We start from the raw sequence: 21,992 nt of genomic DNA, 5'->3' as shown, positions 1-21,992 counted from the left end.
GAGGTGAAAGCGATGAAACTGCCGGCTTGGCTGCGAAAAGCGCTTGTTGCCGCCATTACCGTTTCCACGTTTGGACTTGTCACGCCGCCCGCCTCATTGCTGGCCGCCAAAGAGCCGCCGTCAGACGATGCCTCGTCTCCCGATTGGCAACACAATCCAGTCGGTCGTGCCGATGAAGCCGGCTCCTTGACGCGCGCCCAATTCATTGAGCAGACGATCGAAAAGGCCGCTACCCAGTCGCATGAAAAATTCGGTCGCAAAATCGCTCCGGTTATTGAAGAGGAGTTTCGCACCGTCATTTTGCCGCGCATCGAAACGGTGATCGCCGAGCTTGCCGAGCGTTATCCAGAGGACGAACTCCGCTATTTGGCGGTTTCAGAAAATCCGTCCGGCGGGCAAGGGGAACGCATCTTTCATTTGTATCGGGTCGATACGGGGGAAGATCTGCTCCGCTTTCACGTCCGCCGCGAGCATCCGCCGCAAGACGGCTATTGGTTTCAGTTCCACTATCATACTTGTGAGGACGGCTTTCAAGCCCACTATGAGCTTGGGAAAATTTACTGGTCCAAAAATACGCCGCCGAACTGGCGCACCTAAGCGGTTCGCGGTTCTTTCCTAATTTTGCGCGTTTTTCCCCGCTTCGTTCTATGTTATGATTTTCATAGATTGAAAGAAAAAGAAGCGGGGGAAACCATGATGAAACGGCTGCTTATGAGCTTGCTAGTGGCGCTGTTTGCCGTTCCGCTTCTGTCGCTCTCACCGTACCCGGCCGCACATGGCGTGCTGCTCAACGAAAGCGGCTTGAAGGTGCAAACGATTCCGTCGCACGATCTGCTTGGACGCATCGTCATCGTGCCGGAAGCGGACTTTTCTGCCGCTCAAGCCACCAAGACGATTCGCACGCTTGCCCGCATTGATCGCGCCATTTTGGAGCAGGCGGCTGCTCATCATATTTACATCCAGCTGGTGACGGGCCCGATCACGAATGAGCCGACCGCTCGTCACTTGCGCGGGAAGACGCCGCGCGGCTATGCGCCGGGATCCAAAACATGGGATGAGGTGCCGGGGCTCGGCGGATCGCAGTTAGTGCTCGTCCGCCTCGGCCATAGCGAGAAAGGAAAAGGGCACGGCTCGGTCAATTTGGAGCTGCATGAGTTTGCCCATTCGCTTGATTCCATCGTTTTTGACAGCATTCACCGTTCAAGCGCCTTTCAAGCGATTTGGCGGGAGGAGGCGCCGCGGCTGTTTCCGGGCGAGTCTTATTTTTTAACGTATCCCGAGGAGTATTTCGCTGAATCGTTCGCCTATTACTACGCCAGCGATGAAACGCGGGACAAGCTGCGGGCGTTGGCCCCGAACACGTATGCATTCATCCGTCGGTTGGCGGAGCGGGGCTAGACTGACACGTCGCCCGCTTGCAAAAGATCGGCGCAACCGGTCATGCGGCCGATAGAGCAAGCCCGTGTTTTCGCCGCGGTGTTTTGCGCGAAAAATCGTTGCTTGCTGCCGTCCTTATGGTATGATAAAGCGTGAGGTGAGGACATTGCGGCAATACTTGCAGCTGTTGGAAGATATTTTGGAAAACGGCGTCGAAAAAGAGGACCGGACCGGCGTCGGCACGCTGTCGGTGTTCGGCCGTCAGCTGCGCTTTAACTTGCAGGACGGATTCCCGCTCGTGACGACGAAAAAGTTGCATATCCGCTCGATCATTTATGAACTGCTCTGGTTTTTAAAAGGCGACACGAATGTCCGCTATTTGCAGGAAAACGGCGTGACGATTTGGGACGAGTGGGCCGATGAAAACGGCGACCTCGGTCCCATTTACGGTGCGCAATGGCGGTCGTGGAAAGGAGCGGACGGGAAAACGATCGACCAGATCGCTTGGGTCGTTGAGGAGATCAAGCGAAATCCGAACTCGCGCCGGCTGCTAGTGAGCGCTTGGAACGTTGGAGAGCTGGATAACATGAAGCTGCCGCCGTGCCATTATGCGTTTCAGTTTTATGTAGCGAACGGAAAACTGTCGTGCATGTGGCAGCAACGTTCCGTCGATACGTTTTTAGGCTTGCCGTTTAACATCGCCAGCTATGCGCTGTTGACGCACATGATCGCTGAGCAGTGCGGACTTGATGTCGGTGAACTCATTTTCACCGGCGGCGACGTCCATTTGTATAAAAATCATCTTGAGCAAGCGAAATTGCAGCTGACGCGCGAGCCGCGCCCGCTCCCGAAACTCGTCATTAAACGGAAGCCGCCGTCCATTTTCGATTACGAATACGACGATTTCGAAATTGTCGGCTATGACCCGCATCCGGCGATACCGGCGCCGGTGGCGGTGTAAAGGAGCGAAAGCGATGATCTCGCACATTGTCGCGATGGCCGAGAACCGGGTGATCGGCCAAGACAACCGGCTGCCGTGGCATTTGCCGGCCGATTTAGCGTATTTCAAACGGGTAACGATGGGGCATGCCATCGTGATGGGGCGCAAAACGTTTGAAGCGATCGGCCGCCCGCTTCCCGGCCGGGAAAACGTCGTCGTCACGCGCAACCCGCAGTTTCGCCCGGACGGTTGCGTTGTGCTTCATTCGCTCGAAGAGGTCAAGCAATGGATCGCGGCGCGCCGCGATGAAGTGTTTATCATCGGTGGGGCCGAATTGTTTCGGGCGACGATGCCGATGGCCGACCGGCTGTATATCACGAACATTTTCGCTTCGTTCCCCGGTGATACGTTTTACCCGCCCATTTCCGAAAAAGAGTGGAAAATCGTCTCCTGTACGCCGGGAATCAAAGACGAAAAAAATCCATATGAGCACGCCTTTCTCATTTATGAGCGGAAAAAAGCGGAGTGAGCGGAAAAACAGGGCGCTTGTTGCCAAACGGCAAGGCGCCCTGTTTGCATAGAAGCGGGGCAAAAAAGACACGATAACGGTATACGAACGATGCTTGGAAATGGAGGAAGATGATGAAGCATATCGTTCCGTTTGTCGTCAAGTTGGCCGCTTGGAGCGTCGTCTTGTTTTCGATATTTACGATTTTTAATGCTCCGCTCTCGTTGATTTCAGTCATGACGATCATCACGGCGCTCGTTTCCTACGTCGTCGGCGATTTGTTCGTGTTGCCGCGCTTCGGCCATTTTGTCGCCGCCGCTGTTGACGTGCCGCTTTCCTTTTTGCTTATTTGGCCGGCCAGTGTGGCCCTTATTGCCCCGTCCGTCAACATGGCGTACGGCGCGTTTTTCAGCGCCTTGGCCATCGGGGCGGTCGAAGCGTTTTTCCATCTGTATATGGAAAACCACGTGCTTGAAGAAGCGGGACGGGAGGAGGCGCACCGGTGGTATGATGAAGGAAGATGGGCGATGGAGTTGGCTGAAGAGGAAGAATTTGATCAAGATCGAGATCAAGATCGGCGGTAGCGCCGGTCTTTTTTTGTTTGGCGGCCGGCGAACGACTGTTTTCTTTGGAAGACGTGCCGTTGCTTCGCGCCAACCACCCACCGAGGCGGGACCGCACGGATGAGGCATTCGCTCGCCCCGGCACAAAAACTTTTCGAAAATTCCCTTTTCTTTTTGCGAATTTGTGATATAATCTACAAATCAAAGACAACTTAGAAAAGAAAGGGAACGAGAGCATGGAACAGCAACTGAAACGAAAGCAAGGAGCGGTATACGTCGAGGACATTTTGATCGCGTACCACACGCTCAAAGATGTCGTTTTCCATACGCCGCTGCAAAAAAACCCGCTCTTGTCCGAACGTTACGGGTGCAACGTTTATTTGAAGCGTGAAGATTTGCAAGTCGTCCGCTCGTTTAAGCTGCGGGGCGCGTACAACCGGATGAAGCATTTAACCGATGAGGAGCGGCGCAACGGAATTGTATGCGCCAGCGCCGGCAACCATGCCCAAGGCGTGGCTTACTCGTGCCGGGCGCTCGGCGTGCACGGGAAAATTTATATGCCGGCGACGACGCCGCGGCAAAAAGTGTCACAAGTGCAGCTGTTCGGCAAGGAAATGATTGAAATCGTCCTTGTCGGCGACACGTTTGACGACTCATACAACGAGGCGGTCAAATGCGCGGAAGCGGAAGGGCGTGCGTTTATCCACCCGTTTGATGACGAATACGTTATCGCCGGACAAGGGACGATTGGTGTCGAGGTGCTGAACGATTGCGACGAACCGATCGACTTTTTGTTCGCCAGCATCGGCGGCGGGGGGCTGATGGCCGGGCTCGGGACGTACGTGAAAAGCATTTCCCCGTCCACCAAAGTCATCGGCGTCGAACCGGCTGGCGCCCCGTCGATGAAAGCGGCGCTCGAGCGCGGCCATGTCGTGACGCTTGCGGAAATCGACAAGTTCGTGGACGGAGCCGCGGTCAAAACGGTCGGGGACAAGACGTTTGCGTTATGCCGCGGGGTGCTGGATGACATCGTCGTCGTTCCGGAAGGGAAAGTGTGCACGACGATTTTGGAGTTGTACAACGAAAACGCCATTGTCGCCGAACCGGCGGGGGCGTTGCCGATCGCCGCGCTTGATTTTTATAAGGAACAAATCCGCGGCAAAACGGTCGTCTGCGTCGTCAGCGGCGGCAACAACGACATCGACCGAATGCAGGAAATTAAAGAGCGCTCGATGATTTATGAAGGGCTGCAGCACTATTTCATCGTCAACTTCCCGCAGCGGGCCGGGGCGCTGCGCGAGTTTTTGGATGAGGTGCTCGGGCCGACCGATGACATCACCCGGTTTGAATACACGAAGAAAAACAACAAAGAAAGCGGCCCGGCGCTCGTCGGCATCGAGTTGAAACGGCGCGAGGACTACGCCCCGCTCATCGAGCGGATGAAGAAAAAAGGCTTCCCGTTCCAAGAAGTCAACAAAGATCCGAACTTGTTCCATCTGTTGATTTGACGAAAAAAGTCGAAATCCATTCACTCATTCCGACATACTTTTTCACCAGATTGGTGTATAATATAAATAAATCGGTGAAAAAGAGGATTGATATTTTGCTGTTCAAAAGCCTCGAGTTCAAAAACGCATATGGACAGAAGGTCAAGATTATCGAAATTCCTGTATTGGAGGAAGAGAACACGTACCGATTTATGATTCAGCTGCGTTTAGAGGCGTTTATTGCAAACGTGTACCGGTCGAGAACGAACCGTTCCGTTTACTCATTTCGCGAGCATTTGAAAAAAGTGTTGAAATGGCCTGTGTATGAACAGATCTTTAAAGAAACGGTGCTCAAGCACAATGCGTAGTTGTTTTGCCCCGCGGCAAAACAACTTTTTTTTGGTGGGATTTTGACTCGTTTCGTTATATAATGAAAAGCGGGACGAAGACCGTGCTTGAAGAGAGCCCGATGAAGTGATTCAACGATGGAAAGGAACGGATCATTGATGTGGAAACGGATGATCATGATCGCTGCCGTTTGCTTGCTTGCTTCGTGCGGCAAAACGATTCCCGATGCGAAAAACTGGCCTGTCGCCGACTTTACGTTTGTCGATCAGTCCGGTCAGCCGTTTGGGCTGCGCGATTTGAAGGGAAAAGTATGGGTGGCCGATTTTATTTTTACGAACTGCGAAACAGTTTGTCCGCCGATGACGGCTCATATGGCGAAATTAAAGAAAATGGCAAAAGAGAAGGGGCTGGATGTGGAGTTTGTCTCGTTCAGCGTCGACCCGGAAGTGGATACGCCGGAAAAACTGGCCGCTTATGCGAAACAGTTTACCAATGATCTATCAAACTGGCATTTGCTGACTGGATACAGCCCGGCTGAAATTAGCGAGCTGGCGCAAAAAAGCTTTAAAACGATCGTGCAAAAGCCAGCCAATGACGATCAAGTCGTCCATGGCACGAGCTTTTATCTAGTCGGTCCGGACGGCAAGGTGGTCCAAACGTACAACGGGGTGCAGGATGTGCCGTACGACACCATTTTAGAGCATATTGAGATCGTGCAATCGTCGCGATAACGCCAAAACGGCGCGGCCGTTTGGCGTTCTTGGCGCCGATCCCCTGTTTGCGGCAAAAGGCAGGTGTCAAACATGAAACGATGGGGATGGCTGATGGCGCTGATGGTGCTGCTCGCTGGCTGCGTCGCTTTTCCGGCCAACGGGAGCTTGAAGCGTCCAGAAGAGGCGGCCGCCAAGCAGCAGCGGGAGTCCAAGCCGCCGCCAAAGGATCTTTACGTTGTCGCTTTCGGCGATTCACTGACCGAAGGGGTCGGGGATCAAGAGCGAAAAGGTGGATATGTCGGCCGTCTCGTGCCGCTGCTTTCCGCGGAGGATGGCGTGCGGACGGTGACGGTGGCGAATTTCGGCAAACGCGGCCGGCGTGTCAGCGAATTGGCGCCGGTCATTGACGCCCATCATAAAGAATTGGAACGGGCGGATTTGATTTGGTTGACGATTGGCGGCAACGATGTCATGAACGTTGTCCGCTCGCACTTTTTTGATCTGTCGCGCGAGCGGTTTGCCCAAGCAAGCGAAACGTTTGCCGCGCGGCTCGACCGTCTGATCCGTTCGCTGCGCACGCTCAATCCGGACGCGGTCATTGTGCTTGTCGGCCTATACAATCCGTTTTCAAGCACGCTGCCGAACGTTCCGGAAATCGATGATGTCATCGCGGAATGGAACCGCGCCAGCCAGGCGGTGCTGTCGGGCTATCCGCGAACGGTCTTTGTGGAGATTCAGGACATTTTTGCCGGCCGCGACGATTTGCTTTACCGCGATGAATTTCATCCGAACGCAGCCGGATACGAGCAAATCGCCCGCAGGGTGCATCAAGCCTTGCGTGAACGAAAAGATTGGTGGTTGGACAGGAACAACCGTCTAGAGGGGCGGTGATTTCAGGAAGTATGTCGCTTCCCGGCATCATTTCTCAAAAAGCTTTGTCGCCTCGCGACTGCTTTTCACACGTTCCCTCGTTGATCAAGGGAAACGGCGGTTTTCCACCAGCCTTCTAGAGTAAGGAGCATCGATGATGAATTGGAAACGAGCGTTTTGGATCTTGGCTGCCGTGAACGCAGCGGTCATCATGCTGGCCGCTGTTTGGCTGTTTCAGCCATCGCCGGCGGTGAAGCGGCCGGCGCGTCCGAGCGCCGAGGGAGCTACGTTTACGGTATACGCCAAAAAAGCGCATTTGAACGCGGTCATTCACGATTATTTGGCGGAAAAAACGAAAGATCACCCGCTGTCATATCATGTTTGGCTAGCCGACCGCGTCTATGTTTCGAGCGACATCCCCATTCTTGGCCGCCGCGTGGAATTGGTCGTCTCGTTTGTGCCGAAAGTGGTGCAAGGGGGGAATGTCGAGCTGACCGAGCCGGTCATTTTGCTTGGCGACTGGAAGCTGCCGGTGACATACGTGCTTAGCTACTTGCAAAAGCACGCCCCGCTCCCTGACGAAGTCGCCATTGACCCGGAGAAGGCGCGCGTCTATGTGGCGCTCAATGACATTCGCTTTGGCAACGGCTATCAAGTGGCGGTGAAAAACATCGATTTGGCCGCTGACAAAATTGTGTTTACGTTGACGATCCCAACCAAGTCGTCCAAAAATGGAAACGAAGGGTCTCCCGAGCGGTGAGACCCTTTGTTCGCTGCCGTGTTTTTGCCTATATAACAGAACCGATGCAACATCAAGCCGTATCCACGATGAAATCACCAGCCTCCAAGGAGAGCGGCGGCTTTTCAAACGCGTTCCTCACTTTTGGGCGCCTATCCCAAGCGCAGGCCTTTCGGATAAAAGTTTTTCACCGTTCCTTTCACTTCTTTCCCCCAGGCGAATGGAAATCCATCCACGGTCACGAGCAGCCAACCGCGGTCGCCACCGGTGGACAGCGTCTCCCCGCGCCAATAGCGGACGATTTCCTCGCTTGTACTTGCCAGATCCAGCACATGTCGTGCTTCTTCCGCCCGAAGCGCCAAGGCGAGGGCATGGTTCGGCTCAAACCGTTCCTTTTTCGCCTCGCCAAGATGAAGGCCGACGCGAACGACTTTTAAGCCGGATAAGTCAGGGCAAGGATCGGGCAAAACGGACACATGGGTTCCAAAGGATACGAACACGCCGCTTCGCTCTGTTCGCAACGCTTCTTGTTCAAACTGGCGATACAGGCGAAGAACCGTTTTTGGCGCGTTCGATTTCGCCCACCGCCCCCGCCACGATGGGGTGGGCCGCTGCTTTTGCAGCTTGGCGATAAAGTGCCCTTCCCCTTTGACGCGGTGCGGCCAAAGGCGGGCGGTGTGCGCGAGATCGGATCGCTTTGTTTTCGTCCACTCCGGCCGCCCCGGCTCGATGCCGCCGATTTTCGCAATCGGCAACAACCGCAAATCTTCGTACGTCTCAAGCAGCCATTCAATCGTTTGTTCGTTTTCTTCGGGGGAGAACGTGCACGTCGAGTAAACGAGAATGCCGCCCTCTTTCAGCATCGCATAAGCGCTTTGCAAAATGCGGCGCTGCCGGGCCGCGCATTCTTCTACGTGCGCTTGGCTCCAAAACGAAGCCGCCTCTTCCTCTTTGCGAAACATTCCTTCACCCGAGCACGGGGCATCGACTAAAATTTTGTCAAAAAAGCCAGGGAACCGCTCGGCGAGCGTTTCCGGCGCTTCATTGACGACCACGGTATTGGTCAAGCCAAGCCGTTCGATGTTTTCGGCCAGCGCTTTGACCCGCTTCGAATGAATGTCATTGGCGACAAGCAGTCCCTTGTTTTCCATCATGGCGCCAAGCTGGGTCGTTTTCCCACCGGGGGCGGCGCACAAGTCGAGCACCCTCTCCCCCGGGGCAGGGCGGAGCGTTTCGGCGACCGCCATGGCGCTCGGCTCTTGGATGTAGTACAGACCGGCCGCGTGGTATGGATGTTTTCCCGGTTGTTCATTCGGGTCATAATAAAACCCGGTCGGGCAAAACGGCACCGGGGAAAGGGAAAAGGGCGCCGTTTTTGCCCAGGCGTCCGGGTCGATTTTCAACGGGTTGACGCGCAGGCCGTTCGTTTTCTCCTCGCGTTCATAGACAGCCAAGAACGCGTCCGCTTCTTGTTGAAGCAGCGTTCTCATTTTTGCGGCAAACGCTTCCGGCAACTTCAATGCAGCCAAACTCCTTTCTTGATCACCGTCATGCGCCTTTTTTTGGCCATTTGATCTTCGGCTCAGTGTTGTTCAAAATGCGTTGAATGTTGGCGCGATGGCGATAGAAGATAAACGAGGCGAGCAACAACACCGCCACCGTCAACGGAATATCGTCTGTGAAAAAGACCGTATACACGACCGCATACAGCGCAGCGGCCATCGATGACAGCGAGACGTAGCGCGAAATCGCCAAGACAACAAGAAACACGGCGATGAGCGACAAAAAGAACAACGGGGAATAAAACAGCATCACCCCGCCCGAGGTCGCCACCGCCTTGCCGCCGCGGAACTTGGCGAACACCGGATACATATGGCCGACGACAGCGACCGCCCCGGCTAACAGCGGATGAACAGGGACGGAAAAAAACATCGGCAAGCTCGCCGCCAACGTTCCTTTTAGCATGTCACCGACAATGACGATCGTTCCCGCTTTCGCCCCAAGCACGCGGAACGTGTTCGTCCCTCCAAGATTGCCGCTTCCATGTTCGCGGATGTCGATTCCGTAGCCAATTTTCCCGACAAGAAGGCCAAACGGGATCGAGCCAAGAAGATAAGCGAGAAGCAAAATCAGTGCAGTCATGAAGCCCAACACCCTTTACTCAACAAGTTTGTGCATGTTTCTATTTTATCATGTGCGGCCAAAAACGGTAGACAGGAATTTTGCATTTCAAGGACATAGCCGCTAAACTGAAAAGAAGAAACGGGCTGTCGGCAAGTTCGTCCGACTCCGGGCAGATGAGAAAGGAGCGACCTTGATGAAAACGACGGTTGTATGGAACGGAAACATGTCATTCAGCGGTCAAAGCGCCTCCGGGGTGACGATCCCGATGGATGCCGCGAAGGATGTCGGCGGCAACGATTCGGGCGCGCGGCCGATGGAGCTGTTGCTTCACGCCTTAGCCGGCTGCACCGGCATTGATATCATCCTGATCTTGCGCAAAATGCGCCTAGAGGTCCGCGCGTTTTCGATGGAAGTGGAAGGAACGCGGGCTGAAGACCACCCGAAGCGGTTTACAGAGATTCATATCCATTACGCCTTTGAAGGCGATTTGCCGGAAGAAAAAGTCGTCCGCGCCATCCGGCTGTCGAAAGAAAAATATTGTTCCGTCTCCCATTCGTTACACGCCGCCATTACGGCGAGCTATTCGATCAACGGCGTGCGCGGGAAGGAGACGATCTAACAAGGAGAAGGGTTTGGCGTTCATGGCCGTTTCGTGTGGCATAGCGCCGGATGACCATATGATGAACAAGGTGTTCCGATCGTTTGCGGGACACTTTTTTGTTGGAACAGATAACGGTGATCAGTCGTTTGGAAGGAGACGACCGGCATTCGCGTTGCGCCGTTAAACAATAAAAACGCCGTCGGATAAGATTACAGAGGTTGTTCGAAAAGGCCTGTCTGACGGCCTTTGGTGGACAGCCTTTTTTCTAATTTACAAAAAATTTACAAAAAAGAATCCTTTTGTCCCTATTATTCTACTTATTCATAAAGATATAATCGGTAGATGAAGGAAAGATACTACACAGGGAAGGAGAGGAAACGATGAAGGGTTCGGAACGGTGGGGAAAACGGATGTTGTCGGCATTGGCGGCAGCCGCTGTATTGGCGGCAACGCCGGTTGGGGCGGCAGGGAACGGGAAAAGCAAAGGAGAGCCGCCTGCTTCTTCGCACCGTTATATTGAGGTGCAGCTTCTTGGCATCAACGATTTTCACGGTCAGCTCAACGTGACGAGAAAAGTCGGCGGGCGAGAAGTCGGGCGAGCGGATTATTTGGCCGCTTATTTGAAACAGCGGGAGGCAGAAAACAAAAACACGCTGCTCGTCCATGCCGGCGATGCGGTCGGCGCCAGCCCGCCGGTATCGGCGCTGTTGCAGGACGAGCCGACGATCGAAGTGCTGAACAAACTCGGCTTTGACGTCGGCACGCTTGGCAACCACGAATTTGACGAAGGAGTAGCGGAAATGCTCCGCCTGATCCATGGCGGGTATCACCCGGCGACCGGCGATTTCGCTGGGGCGGATTTTCCGTACGTGAGCGCCAACGTCGTTGACAAAGAAACGAAACAACCGATTCTTCCGCCGTACGTCATTCAGCGGGTCAACGGCATGCCAATCGGGTTCATCGGGGTGACATTGACAGATACACCATCGATCGTGACACCAAGCGGCGTCGCTGGGGTGGAATTCATCGACGAAGCGACGGCGATTAACAAAGCCGTGCGGGAACTGAAGAAAAAAGGGGTGCGCACGATCGTCGTTCTCGCCCATAACCCAGGTGCATCCAATCCGGATGGAACAAACGCAAGCGGAGAAATCGTCGACATCGCCAAAACGGTCGATGATGAAGTCGATGTGATTTTCGCCGGCCATAACCATGCGTATTTGAATGCGGTGGTGGACGGCAAGCTGCTCGTTCAGTCGTATTCGTACGGCACGGCGTTTTCTGATGTCGATCTGAAAATCGACCCGCGCACAAAAGACGTCGTGGCCAAACAAGCGGAAATCGTGACGACGTATCATGACGGCATCACGCCGGATCCGGAAATCCGGGCCCTCGTCGAAAAATATGAAGCGAAAGTCGCACCGCTTGTCAACCAAGTCGTCGGCACGGCGGCTGAAACGATCACCGACGAGCAAAACGCGAGCGGCGAGTCGGCTTTGGGCAATTTGATCGCTGATGCCCAGCGGGCGGCGATGAACACCGATTTTGCCTTTATGAACCCGGGCGGCATTCGCGCGGATATTGAACAAGGTGAGGTAACGTGGGGAGAGCTGTACAACGTTCAGCCGTTCAACAACCAGCTCGTGAAAATGACGCTCACCGGCGCGCAAATCCGCGAGCTTTTGAATCAACAATGGCAGCCGACCCAAACGCGCATGCTGCAAATCTCCGGCCTCCGCTATACATGGAGCGCCAGCAGACCGGCAGGGAACAAAGTCATCGACATTCAGCTTCCTGATGGCACACCGCTCAATCCGAACGGCGAGTACACGGTGACGGTCAACAGCTTCCTCGCCGACGGCGGCGATGGGTTCACGGTGCTGACGCAAGGGACGAACCGCGAAGTAGGGCCGGTCGATTTGGATGCCCTCGTCTCGTACATTCGCGGCCTTGCGCAGCCGTTTTCGGCACGGATGGAGGGGCGGATCAACCGCCTTCCGTAACACGTGTTGACTCAAGGCGAACGCTCGCCAAGCGAATGAAGAAGGTGTCCCCCAAAGGCCCGGGGACACCTTTTTTCGCTGCGAATGGCGGGGTTGCTGCCGCTTGTGCTTGAACGACCGAAAACAGATCGTTCAAGCGATTGGTTTCCACCGCTCAAGATGATTTTTGCTCGAATAGCTTGATGATCTCGATGATCACTTCGGCCGCTTTCACCATATTGTCGGCGGAAATGTATTCGTAGCGGCCGTGGAAGTTTTCGCCGCCGGCGAAAATGTTCGGCGTCGGCAGTCCCATATAGGAGAGCTGCGACCCGTCCGTGCCGCCGCGGATCGGTTTCACCTTCGGCTCGATGCCCAAGTTCGTCATCGCTTCGTGGGCGATGTCGACGATATGGCGCACCGGTTCGATTTTTTCGCGCATGTTGTAATATTGGTCGTTGATTTCGAGCGTGATTCGATCGGTTCCGTATTTTTGGGCGAGCGAAGCCGCGATGTCTTTCATGTTCGCTTTCCGCGCTTCAAATGACTCGCGGTTAAAATCGCGGATAATGTAATGGAGCTTCGTTTCCTCTACATTGCCTTGGAACGAAAGCAAATGGTAAAACCCTTCATATCCTTCTGTATGCTCAGGCGTTTCGTTCGCTGGCAGCTGTTGCTGGAACTCCATGGCGATTTTGATCGAGTTGATCATTTTTCCTTTCGCCGTGCCCGGATGGACGTTTTTGCCTTTGATCGTGATTTTGGCTTCCGCCGCATTGAAACTTTCGTATTCCAATTCGCCGAGCGGCCCGCCATCGACTGTGTAGGCAAATTGGGCGCCGAATTTGGCGACGTCAAACTTGTGCGGCCCGCGGCCGATTTCTTCATCCGGCGTAAAGGCGACGCGCACTTTGCCGTGTTTGATGTCCGGATGCTTGATGAGGTAGTGCATCGCCGTCATAATTTCCGCGATTCCCGCTTTATCGTCGGCGCCCAATAGCGTCGTTCCGTCTGTCGTAATGAGCGTATGCCCTTTGTAGTGGGCAAGCTCCGGGAAATCGTTGGGCGACAAGATGATGCCTTGTTCCTTATTTAACACGATGTCGCCGCCGTCGTACGAGTCGATCAATTGCGGGTTGACGTTGGCCCCGGTAAATTCCGACGCGGTGTCCATATGAGCCAAAAAGCCGATCACTGGCACGTTTTTGTCCGTATTGGCCGGCAATGTCGCCATCACGTAGCCGTTTTCGTCGACCGTCACTTCTTCCATCCCGATCGCTTTCAGCTCCTCGACCAGCATGTTCGCCAACTCCCATTGTCCTTGAGTCGACGGGCACGTATCGCTTTCTGGATCGGATTGAGTGTTGACTTTCGCGTAGCGGATGAAGCGTTCGATCAGTTCCTGTTTCATGGATTCATCTCCTTATGTACAAGTTTTTTTGAATGAGCGAATCATTCCGCCGATGCAGTAAGAAAAAAGAGGCGGTTCCCGTTTTATTTTACCATAGGCGGCTTCAAACGGTAAAAAAAGAGGGGACCATTTCCATGCCCAATAATGGATGTGATCCCCAGCATTTACTGACGGGATCAACACGAGGATCGTCTTAAAAATTTTATACCGCTAAACTTGACGGGTATGGGACCATTTCCTACTTAGCGCTATGATGCCCCGAGGTTGGCGTACGGCCGCTGCCATTACAGGCGCCGGTGGCAGAGGACGGTTATGGTATAATGAAAAGGCCAGTGCCTCGTTAGAAACGCGAACGTAAGTGCTTTCTGCCTCGGGCGGATGAAACAAACGGAAAGGAGAAGCCAAACGATGCGATTCAGCTATGTGTCCCATCTGTATTGCCCCAAATGTGCACGTACATATGATGTCGATCACGTGCATCAACTTTGCGAATGCGGTTCCCCGCTTCTAGTCGCCTATGATTTGGAGGCGATGCGCCAACAAGTGGCGCGCGAGATGCTCAAGGAGCGCGAGCCGAGCTTATGGCGGTATCATGAGTTGCTCCCGGTGAAACGCCCGGAACATATCGTGTCGCTCGGTGAAGGGATGACGCCGCTCGTGCCGATGCCGCGCCTTGGCCGGAACATCGGCATTGACTCGCTCTATATGAAAGACGAAGGAGTCATTCCGACAGGAACGTTTAAAGCCCGCGGGGCGGCGGTCGGAGTTTCCAAGGCGAAAGAACTGGGCGTCAAACAGCTCGCGATGCCGACCAACGGCAATGCGGGAGCGGCGTGGTCGCTGTACGCAGCGCGGGCGGGCATCCGCGCGACGGTCGTCATGCCGGTCGATGCGCCGGAACTGACGCGAAAAGAATGCGCCATCGCTGGGGCGGAGTTGTATTTCGTCAACGGCCTCATCAGCGACGCTGGGCAAATCGTGGCGAAAGCGATCCGCGAATACGGGTGGTACGATGCTTCTACATTAAAAGAACCCTACCGGATTGAAGGGAAGAAAACGATGGGGCTTGAGATCGCCGAGCAGTTCGCTTGGCAGCTTCCGGATGTCATTTTGTACCCGACCGGCGGCGGGGTCGGAATCATTGGCATTTACAAGGCGCTCAAAGAACTGCAGGCGCTTGGCTGGGTGGACGGCAAGATGCCGCGGCTGGTCGCCGTGCAGGCTGAGCATTGCGCGCCGATCGTGAAGGCGTGGAACGAGAAAAAGCGCGAATCGGAGTTTTGGCCGAATTCCCATACGGTGGCGTTTGGCATCAATGTCCCGAAAGCGCTCGGCGATTTCCTTGTGCTTGAGGCGGTGTATGAAACGGACGGCTGCGCCATTGCGATCAGCGATAAGGACATTTTGGCGGAACAGCAGGCGGTGGCGAAACTGGAAGGGGCGTTCATTTGTCCGGAAGGGGCGGCGGCGTTTGCGGCGGCCCGCAAGCTGCGCGAGAGCGGCTGGATTCGCGACGGGGAGACGGTCGTTGTACTCAACACGGGGACGGGATTGAAATACGCCGATTTGATTCAAGTCGCCCCGCCGGTGCTCGAGCCGGGGGATGAGCTGCCAAAGGAGAATGGATAAATCGGCGGAGTAGGATAACGTGGAAAAAAATGATAGACAAACGAAAAGAGGTATTGTATACTAAATTCATCGGAATAATAAAAATGAATAAACGATTCATCTTCGGGGCAGGGTGAAATTCCCGACCGGCGGTGATGAGGCGCTTGGCCTCTCAGCCCGCGAGCCGCAAGGCAGGATCCGGTGCGAGTCCGGAGCCGACAGTATAGTCTGGATGGGAGAAGATGAAGGTTTGCCGGCGTTTGGCGTCATTCGCCTGACGCTTCGTTGAGTTCGCCCTTTTTCTCCCTTACGCCCTTGGGTTTAAGGGAGTTTTTATTGGCGTCCCCGCTCGGCAGCCTTCTTCTTGTGAGGATGAATCACGAGAAGGAGAGGAGAACAAGCGTGAAATTCATCAACACCCGCACCTTTGTGGCTGTCGGGATTTTGAGCGCTGGTGCGTATTTGCTCATGATGCTCAATTTTCCGCTTCCACCGTTTCCGAACTTTTTGCTAGTCGATTTCAGCGACATCCCGGCCCTTTTCGCCGCGCTTTTGTACGGCCCGCTTGCCGGCGTGCTTGTGGAACTTCTGAAAAACGTGCTGAACTATGTTCTCGTTGGCAGTGCCACCGGCGTTCCCATCGGACAGATCGCCAACTTCACGGCCGGGGTGGCGTTCATTTTGCCTGTTTCCTTTATTTATCGAAAAGCGGCATCGAAAAAAGGCATGCTGCTTGGACTGGCGGCGGGAACAGCGACAATGGTTCTGATCATGAGCGTGCTGAACTACTACGTTTTTTTGCCGGCGTATACGCTTTTTCTCGGCGCTCCGGCGATGAGTGCGCCGGAAACAAAAGCATTGGTCATTTCTGCGATTTTGCCGTTTAACGCGGCAAAAGGAGTGCTTATGGCGGTTGTGTTTATGCTTCTCTTTTTGCGCCTTCGCCCGTGGCTACAAAAACAGGCTGCCGCACGCCGGGCAGCATAGCGAAAAAACGAGGGGTTCTGTTCCAACCCCTCGTTTTTTCATTTCTGCTGTCGATGAGTGAGGAGATTCGATTCTCTTCACCAAAACCGAAACTTGGATACCGATTCGGCGAACCGCTCTTCTTTAAACGGATTGGCGGTCATCGAATACCCGCGCTCTTCCCAGTAGCCCGGCTCGTCCTTTTTCATGAAGCGGATGCCGGACGCCCATTTCGCCCCTTTCCATAAGTAAAACGTCGCCGGCGGAATAAAGCGGAGCGGATAGCCGTGCTTCGGCGAGATGTCTTGCCAATCGTGATGCTTGTCTTTCCAGCGGTAGACAAACAGTGCATCATCGCCCATCAACGCGTCAAGCGGCAAGTTCGCCGAATAGCCAAACCGGTCGCCGTTTAAGTAGCCGTAAATTTTCACGTATTTGACATCGGGATGCAGCTCCACAAAACGCAAAAATTCGCGGAAGGCGATGCCTTCGAACGTCGTGTCGAATTTCGACCACGTCGTTACGCAGTGCATATCCACGGTCGAAATCGTCTTCGGCAGCCGCATCACTTCCTCATATGACAGCGACACTTCCTCTTTCACGTCACCGAACAGCCGAAAATTCCACGTCGCTTCATCAAATAAGTATACGTCTCCTTCGTGCAAAATCGGCCATTTTTCCGTTTCGAATTGGCCAGGAGGGAGTTGTTTCGACATAAGCAGCCACTCCTTTATGATTGATGGTCGAACATCGGCGCAAGGGAGGCGAACAGACGTCATTTTCCTTTGTTGCCGGCATTGCCGTCCGCCCAATGGACCATGGGTCATGCTCATCGGTTTTGTCGGCCGGCATGACATCCGTTGTTTTTCGGTGGCAACGGCTTCTCCCCGCATCGAGCATCAAGGCTGGAAGATCCAACGTAGTTCTCCCTGTTTTTCCATTATATCATATCCGAAAGAAAGGATGGGCGCTTCCGTTTTTCTGACGTCGAGGAAGCGGAGGATGGCAAACGTAAGGATGGGGAAAGGAATGGCGGAGTCATTTTGCCATGAAGCCAAGTTGGATACGGAACATTTTTGTCAATATTTATTGATTTTCTACTTTTCCTAATTATATAATGATAATAACAAATTTGAAACAGCTGTTCCGAATTTCGGAACAAAGGTGGGAGGGAGAGGCTGGCGAAGAAAGGGAAGGCAAAGGCGTGATGAAAGCTGGACAGCGAAATCAGTTACGTCGAAGGGGGAAAAGAAGAACATGGTGCTTATTGGTGTTGCGATCGTGATCGTCGGTTTTATCATTCGCATCAATCCGCTGCTTGTTGTCACTTTGTCTGGATTGGCAACAGGACTCTTCGCCCATCAATCGCTCTATGAGATTATTGAACAATTTGGAAAGGCGTTTACAACCAATCGATATATGGCGGTGTTCATCGCCACTTTGCCTGTCATTGGTCTTTTGGAACGGTTTGGATTGCGCGAACAGGCCGAACATGTAGTGTCAAACATCAAGGCGGCGACAACCGGGCGCATTTTGACCGCGTACTTAGTCATACGGGAAGCGGCTGCCGCGGCTGGACTCACCTCCTTGGGCGGACATGCCCAAATGGTTCGCCCACTTGTGGCTCCGATGGCAGAGGGGGCGGCCGAGGCGAAATACGGAACATTGCCGGATCGCGTCCGTGACGACATTCGCGCCCATGCGGCAGCCGTGGACAACATCGGGCTGTTTTTCGGCGAAGATGTGTTCATTGCGATCGGGGCGATTTTGTTGATGAAAGGATTTTTTGATCAAAACGGCATTCCTTCTGATCCGCTGCATATGGCGTTATGGGCGATCCCAACTGCCGTAGCTGCGTTGATCGTGCACAGCTTCCGCCTTCATCGGCTGGACCGCTCCCTTCACAAACTTCTCTATCGGGAGAATGGAAAGGGGAGAGCATAAATGTGGCTGTCAATGGAAGCGGTTTACATATTCTTAGGAATCGTTGTCACGTTAGGAAGCGTCTGGACGTTTGCCGACCGAAGCAACCCGAAACGCCTCACATCCGGGCTGTTTTACTTGCTTTACGGTGTGACGTTATTGTTTGGCAGCGTCATCCCGCCTTTTTATACAGGGGTGCTAGTCCTCATCATGGTGGCTATTGTAGGATTCGGAGGATTGAAGCTGGGAAAATACGAAGAAGCATCCCCGGAAGAAAGGCAACAACATCGCCAGCGTTTGAACAACCGCCTGTTCATCCCGGCGCTGTTGATCCCGATCTTGACTGTCATCGGTGTGACTTGGCTGAAAAATGTCAAAATCGGAGGCGCGTTCCTTCTCGATCCGAACAACGTTACTCTCGTATCATTGGGAGTGGCGACGTTCATGGCGTTGCTCATCAGCATGGCGATGACTCGGTCGACTCCGTTTGCAGCGGTCAAAGAATCGCGCCGGTTGCTTGAAACGATCGGTTGGGCCGCCCTTTTGCCGCAGATGTTGGCGACGTTAGGAACGATCTTTACAACAGCCGGGGTGGGTGCCGCTGTTTCCGAGTGGATCGGTACCATCATTCCGACGCATTCGCTGTTTTGGATTGTTGTGGCTTATTGCGTTGGTATGGCATTGTTTACCATGATCATGGGCAATGCTTTTGCCGCCTTCCCCGTTATGACCGCTGGAATCGCGGTCCCGCTGCTGATTCAACAATTTGGCGTCGACGCGAATCATGTCGCCGCTCTCGGGATGTTTTCCGGCTACTGCGGCACGTTGATGACGCCGATGGCAGCGAATTTCAACATCGTTCCCGCCGCTTTGCTTGATCTACGAGATCAACATCATGTCATTCGCGTGCAAGTGCCGACCGCGCTCATTCTGTTGGCGTTTAACATTGCGGCGATGTATGTCGTCACGCTCATGGACTGATAAAGTCATGATCAAAAGGGGATGAAGATGCGATGAAAACCGTACTTGTGACCGGATTTGCGCCGTTTGGAGGAGAAACGGTGAATCCATCGCTAGAGGCGATCAAGCCATTCGCCGGTTGGAAAACCGATACGTATACGGTTGAGACAAGGGAGATTCCAACGGTATTTGGCAAAGCGATTGAGACGTTGTATGCCGCGATGGAAGACGTGGTTCCTGATCTTGTCATTTGCGTTGGTCAAGCGGGAGGACGGCCTGATCTTTCGATTGAAAGAGTGGCGCTCAATGTGAATGATGCGCGCATTCCGGATAATGAAGGCAATCAGCCGATTGACACGCCGATTGTTCCCAATGGTCCGGTCGGTTATTGGTCCACATTGCCGGTCAAGGCGATAGTCCATGAATTAAGACGGCACGGCATACCGGCTTCCGTCTCGCATACGGCTGGAACGTTTGTGTGCAATCACCTGTTCTATGGACTCATGCACTATATCGCTGAGTCGCAACGGCCCATTCGAGGCGGGTTCATCCATATTCCGTATTTGCCGGAACAAGCCGCCCGTCATCCAGGGCAGCCGAGCATGGCGTTGGAAACGGTGGTGAAAGGATTGCGGATTGCGATCGACGTCGCATTCCGGCAGGAGGAAGATATCGCAACGAGCGAAGGATCGATCTGTTAAGGAAAGAGCAGCGAGCGCCGCATCGGAAATACGAACGGTGCTGTATCCTTCACCTCTCGGCATCAATCGGGCCAAGCAAAAGCGATCGCCATCGAGGGGGAAGGCGAAGCGGCCATCGCCACAGCGAACGTTTCGCCTATGCCTGCTGTTCCAAGCGTGCGTTTCAGCGCCCGGCCTGATTGATCGTTGCGACGATGTGTTCTCCGGAGGGAAAGATCAACGCAAGGGATCAATCCGATAAGAGTATCCTAATTAAAACGAACGGTTCCGACCAACGCGGAGCCGTTCATTTTTTATCCTCAGGCGACAGCAGCGGCAGGAATCATTTCCTTCCCCATTGCACACCGTATCCAATAGGACCATCATCATGGAAAAGATCCATGGGCAATGGTTTGCCCTCCACCTAGGAATGAAAATCCGCCCCAGCTCGGCATTTTCACGGAAAAGTTCCATGGGCAACGTTTTGCCCTCCACCCGGGGATGAAAATCCCACGCCAGTCCTGCATTTTCACAGAAAGCATATCAAAAGCGAAAAGGTCTTACGGCGGATGGAATTGTCGGACCAAAGACATGGAATATGCTCTTCTAAAATTACGAACCCTGTCGTTTGGTAGGAATTAGATTTTACGTGAGAGGGAGGATTCCAAAAGTCATACTTTTGGCCCCCTCAAAACTTTAAAGATAATATCAATAAACTGTGAACCCTCTAGCCCTTGCCTTTATAAAATATGAATAAAGTACCATTGATAATATTAAGAAGATAAAATATCATGAAAATGTTAATAAAAAAATATGTTGACAACATTTAAAAAAATTTTTATTATATGGGTGACTAGTCACCCAAGGAGGTAAAATGGAAATAATAAATCAAAAAAGAAAAAAAGAAGAAATTATTGAAGTGGCTGCTAGAGAATTTGCAGAAAAAGGGTATGACGGCGCAAACATTAATGAAATTGCAATAATGGCTGGTATCGGAAAGGGAACAATCTATCTTTATTTCAAAACAAAAAAAGATCTTTATCTCGAAACTATTCGAGCAATTGTTGATAGGTTTAATGAGATGTCTGAGCAGATTGTTTCCATGGATTTAAATCCATTTGAAAAGCTTAAGCTTGTTATTGAGACGTTCTTCCAGCTGGAACGAGAAAGCATATTCTACTTAAAGCTGTGGTCTCGACATCAATTCCAACATAATCCTGTATTTCCTGAAGAAGTATCAAAAATTTTTAAAGACTTGCGGCAGCCATTATGCGAAATTATTGAGGAAGGTGTTGAGAAAGGAGAGTTTTCAACCCCTTACCCAACTGTCACAGGTTACTTTATCCTATCGTTAATCGTAATGCTAATGCCAAATCTTCAACGTCCGAATAGTGTACCTTTGGTTCAGGAGGAAGAACGCATACCCTTTATCTTAGATATTGTGCGAAAATTGTTACAGAAATAGGGAGGTTACTCCCTCTCTATTTCTAAATAATTATGGGTGAACGGTCACCCAATAAAATGTAGGAGGGATAAGCATATGAAGTTTGACTCTGTAGAAGTTGCTCTAGAAGCTCTAGCACAAGGGAAAATGGTTATTGTTTCAGATGATGAGAATCGGGAAAATGAAGGTGATTTGGTTGCGATTGCAGAGCTTATAACACCAGAAACAATTAATTTTATGATCACTTATGGAAAAGGGCTTGTTTGCATGCCGATTACAACGGAACTTGCTCATAAACTTGAACTTCATCCAATGGTGGAAATTAACGAAGAATATTTAAAAACTGCATTCACGGTGTCGATTGACGCTCATCCAAAGTTTGGTGTTACTACTGGTATCTCTGCATGGGATCGTGCTAAAACTATTGAGATAGCCTTGCGAGAAAATGCAGTACCGGACGACCTTGTTCGACCTGGACATATTTTCCCTTTGGTTGCGCGTGACGGGGGAGTCTTCACAAGAATGGGGCATACTGAGGCTGCTACTGACCTTGCACGGTTAGCAGGTTTCAAGCCAGCGGGTGTAATCGTTGAGATTATTAATCCGGATGGTACAATGGCAAGGCAACCAGATTTATTTGAATTTAAAAAGAGGTTTAATATCCCATATATAACAATTGCTGATTTAATTGAATACCGTTTGAAGTTTGACAAACAAGGCATGGAAATGACTTCAAAGAGATAAAAAA

Annotated in this window: 23 protein-coding genes, 1 pseudogene and 1 riboswitch; of the genes and pseudogenes, 20 read left to right on the top strand and 4 right to left on the bottom strand. The window is 52.7% G+C overall.

Annotated features, from left to right (window positions below):
- The first annotated feature begins 18 nt into the window (after window positions 1-18).
- From ACTVIM_RS08745 to ACTVIM_RS08700, 10 genes are all read left to right on the top strand, one after another.
- Complete coding sequence (locus tag ACTVIM_RS08745) at window positions 19-597, top strand: YpjP family protein (protein ID WP_445614337.1); 579 nt, start codon at window positions 19-21, stop codon at window positions 595-597.
- Window positions 598-696: 99 nt separating this feature from the next.
- Window positions 697-1,398, top strand: coding sequence for an anthrax toxin lethal factor-related metalloendopeptidase (locus tag ACTVIM_RS08740; protein ID WP_445614276.1), 702 nt, complete (start codon window positions 697-699; stop codon window positions 1,396-1,398).
- Window positions 1,399-1,543: 145 nt separating this feature from the next.
- Window positions 1,544-2,338, top strand: a complete 795-nt coding sequence (gene thyA / locus ACTVIM_RS08735) for a thymidylate synthase (RefSeq protein ID WP_445614336.1) — start codon at window positions 1,544-1,546, stop codon at window positions 2,336-2,338.
- Window positions 2,339-2,351: 13 nt separating this feature from the next.
- On the top strand, window positions 2,352-2,846 hold the full coding sequence (locus tag ACTVIM_RS08730; RefSeq protein ID WP_445614275.1) for a dihydrofolate reductase: 495 nt from the start codon (window positions 2,352-2,354) through the stop codon (window positions 2,844-2,846).
- Between the two features lie 113 nt (window positions 2,847-2,959).
- The gene (locus ACTVIM_RS08725) at window positions 2,960-3,409 is read left to right on the top strand and encodes a YndM family protein (protein WP_144974521.1); all 450 of its coding nucleotides are present in this window, start codon (window positions 2,960-2,962) and stop codon (window positions 3,407-3,409) included.
- A 215-nt stretch (window positions 3,410-3,624) separates the two neighbouring features.
- Window positions 3,625-4,896 (top strand): threonine ammonia-lyase IlvA, encoded by a 1,272-nt coding sequence (ilvA, locus tag ACTVIM_RS08720; protein ID WP_033843860.1) that lies wholly within the window; start codon window positions 3,625-3,627, stop codon window positions 4,894-4,896.
- Window positions 4,897-4,991: 95 nt separating this feature from the next.
- Window positions 4,992-5,243 (top strand): YpmP family protein, encoded by a 252-nt coding sequence (locus tag ACTVIM_RS08715; protein ID WP_033844913.1) that lies wholly within the window; start codon window positions 4,992-4,994, stop codon window positions 5,241-5,243.
- Between the two features lie 138 nt (window positions 5,244-5,381).
- A complete protein-coding gene (locus ACTVIM_RS08710; RefSeq protein ID WP_445614274.1) occupies window positions 5,382-5,954 on the top strand; it encodes an SCO family protein in 573 nt (190 codons plus the stop codon).
- A 72-nt stretch (window positions 5,955-6,026) separates the two neighbouring features.
- Window positions 6,027-6,827: an SGNH/GDSL hydrolase family protein gene (locus ACTVIM_RS08705; protein ID WP_445614273.1), complete on the top strand. Its 801-nt coding sequence runs from the start codon at window positions 6,027-6,029 to the stop codon at window positions 6,825-6,827.
- A 136-nt stretch (window positions 6,828-6,963) separates the two neighbouring features.
- On the top strand, window positions 6,964-7,566 hold the full coding sequence (locus ACTVIM_RS08700) for a YpmS family protein (protein ID WP_445614272.1): 603 nt from the start codon (window positions 6,964-6,966) through the stop codon (window positions 7,564-7,566).
- Between the two features lie 131 nt (window positions 7,567-7,697).
- Here ACTVIM_RS08700 and ACTVIM_RS08695 read toward each other — a convergent pair whose 3' ends face one another.
- Window positions 7,698-9,065 carry an RsmF rRNA methyltransferase first C-terminal domain-containing protein gene (locus tag ACTVIM_RS08695; protein WP_445614271.1) on the bottom strand — a complete coding sequence of 456 codons (1,368 nt, stop codon included), beginning with the start codon at window positions 9,063-9,065 and terminating at the stop codon, window positions 7,698-7,700.
- 28 nt (window positions 9,066-9,093) lie between these two features.
- Window positions 9,094-9,687: a glycerol-3-phosphate 1-O-acyltransferase PlsY gene (plsY, locus tag ACTVIM_RS08690; protein ID WP_033020798.1), complete on the bottom strand. Its 594-nt coding sequence runs from the start codon at window positions 9,685-9,687 to the stop codon at window positions 9,094-9,096.
- Between the two features lie 175 nt (window positions 9,688-9,862).
- Here plsY and ACTVIM_RS08685 point away from each other — a divergent pair, with 175 nt between their 5' ends.
- A complete protein-coding gene (locus ACTVIM_RS08685) occupies window positions 9,863-10,288 on the top strand; it encodes an OsmC family protein (RefSeq protein ID WP_445614270.1) in 426 nt (141 codons plus the stop codon).
- A 362-nt stretch (window positions 10,289-10,650) separates the two neighbouring features.
- Window positions 10,651-12,273, top strand: coding sequence for a bifunctional metallophosphatase/5'-nucleotidase (locus ACTVIM_RS08680; RefSeq protein WP_445614269.1), 1,623 nt, complete (start codon window positions 10,651-10,653; stop codon window positions 12,271-12,273).
- Between the two features lie 154 nt (window positions 12,274-12,427).
- Here the strand turns inward: ACTVIM_RS08680 and pepT are convergent, their stop codons facing one another.
- The gene (gene pepT / locus ACTVIM_RS08675) at window positions 12,428-13,663 is read right to left on the bottom strand and encodes a peptidase T (RefSeq protein ID WP_445614268.1); all 1,236 of its coding nucleotides are present in this window, start codon (window positions 13,661-13,663) and stop codon (window positions 12,428-12,430) included.
- Between the two features lie 408 nt (window positions 13,664-14,071).
- Between pepT and ACTVIM_RS08670 the strand changes: the two genes are divergently transcribed.
- A complete protein-coding gene (locus ACTVIM_RS08670) occupies window positions 14,072-15,292 on the top strand; it encodes a threonine synthase (protein WP_445614267.1) in 1,221 nt (406 codons plus the stop codon).
- A gap of 94 nt (window positions 15,293-15,386) precedes the next feature.
- A riboswitch (FMN riboswitch) is annotated at window positions 15,387-15,519 on the top strand.
- A 154-nt stretch (window positions 15,520-15,673) separates the two neighbouring features.
- Window positions 15,674-16,258 carry an ECF transporter S component gene (locus ACTVIM_RS08665; RefSeq protein ID WP_061912128.1) on the top strand — a complete coding sequence of 195 codons (585 nt, stop codon included), beginning with the start codon at window positions 15,674-15,676 and terminating at the stop codon, window positions 16,256-16,258.
- Window positions 16,259-16,335: 77 nt separating this feature from the next.
- Here ACTVIM_RS08665 and ACTVIM_RS08660 read toward each other — a convergent pair whose 3' ends face one another.
- Window positions 16,336-16,953, bottom strand: a complete 618-nt coding sequence (locus tag ACTVIM_RS08660; protein ID WP_033020810.1) for a sulfite oxidase-like oxidoreductase — start codon at window positions 16,951-16,953, stop codon at window positions 16,336-16,338.
- Between the two features lie 541 nt (window positions 16,954-17,494).
- Between ACTVIM_RS08660 and ACTVIM_RS08655 the strand changes: the two genes are divergently transcribed.
- The 6 genes and pseudogenes from ACTVIM_RS08655 (at window position 17,495) to ribB (ending at window position 21,988) form a co-directional block, all read left to right on the top strand.
- Entirely contained in the window at window positions 17,495-18,181 is a 687-nt protein-coding gene (locus ACTVIM_RS08655) for a DUF969 domain-containing protein (protein WP_445614266.1), read from the top strand.
- Window positions 18,182-19,141, top strand: coding sequence for a DUF979 domain-containing protein (locus ACTVIM_RS08650; protein WP_445614265.1), 960 nt, complete (start codon window positions 18,182-18,184; stop codon window positions 19,139-19,141). It abuts the gene before it with no gap.
- A 32-nt stretch (window positions 19,142-19,173) separates the two neighbouring features.
- Window positions 19,174-19,821 (top strand): pyroglutamyl-peptidase I, encoded by a 648-nt coding sequence (pcp, locus tag ACTVIM_RS08645; protein ID WP_445614264.1) that lies wholly within the window; start codon window positions 19,174-19,176, stop codon window positions 19,819-19,821.
- Between the two features lie 544 nt (window positions 19,822-20,365).
- A pseudogene (locus ACTVIM_RS08640) lies at window positions 20,366-20,410 on the top strand (hypothetical protein); the annotation flags it as partial.
- Between the two features lie 264 nt (window positions 20,411-20,674).
- Window positions 20,675-21,265, top strand: a complete 591-nt coding sequence (locus ACTVIM_RS08635) for a TetR/AcrR family transcriptional regulator (RefSeq protein ID WP_445614263.1) — start codon at window positions 20,675-20,677, stop codon at window positions 21,263-21,265.
- A gap of 75 nt (window positions 21,266-21,340) precedes the next feature.
- Window positions 21,341-21,988, top strand: a complete 648-nt coding sequence (ribB, locus tag ACTVIM_RS08630; protein WP_445614262.1) for a 3,4-dihydroxy-2-butanone-4-phosphate synthase — start codon at window positions 21,341-21,343, stop codon at window positions 21,986-21,988.
- Window positions 21,989-21,992 lie beyond the last annotated feature (4 nt).

This window comes from Geobacillus sp. YF-1 (assembly GCF_052692335.1).
The sequence above is the reverse complement of the archived record's forward strand: the minus strand, read 5'-3'. Positions and strand labels throughout refer to the sequence as shown.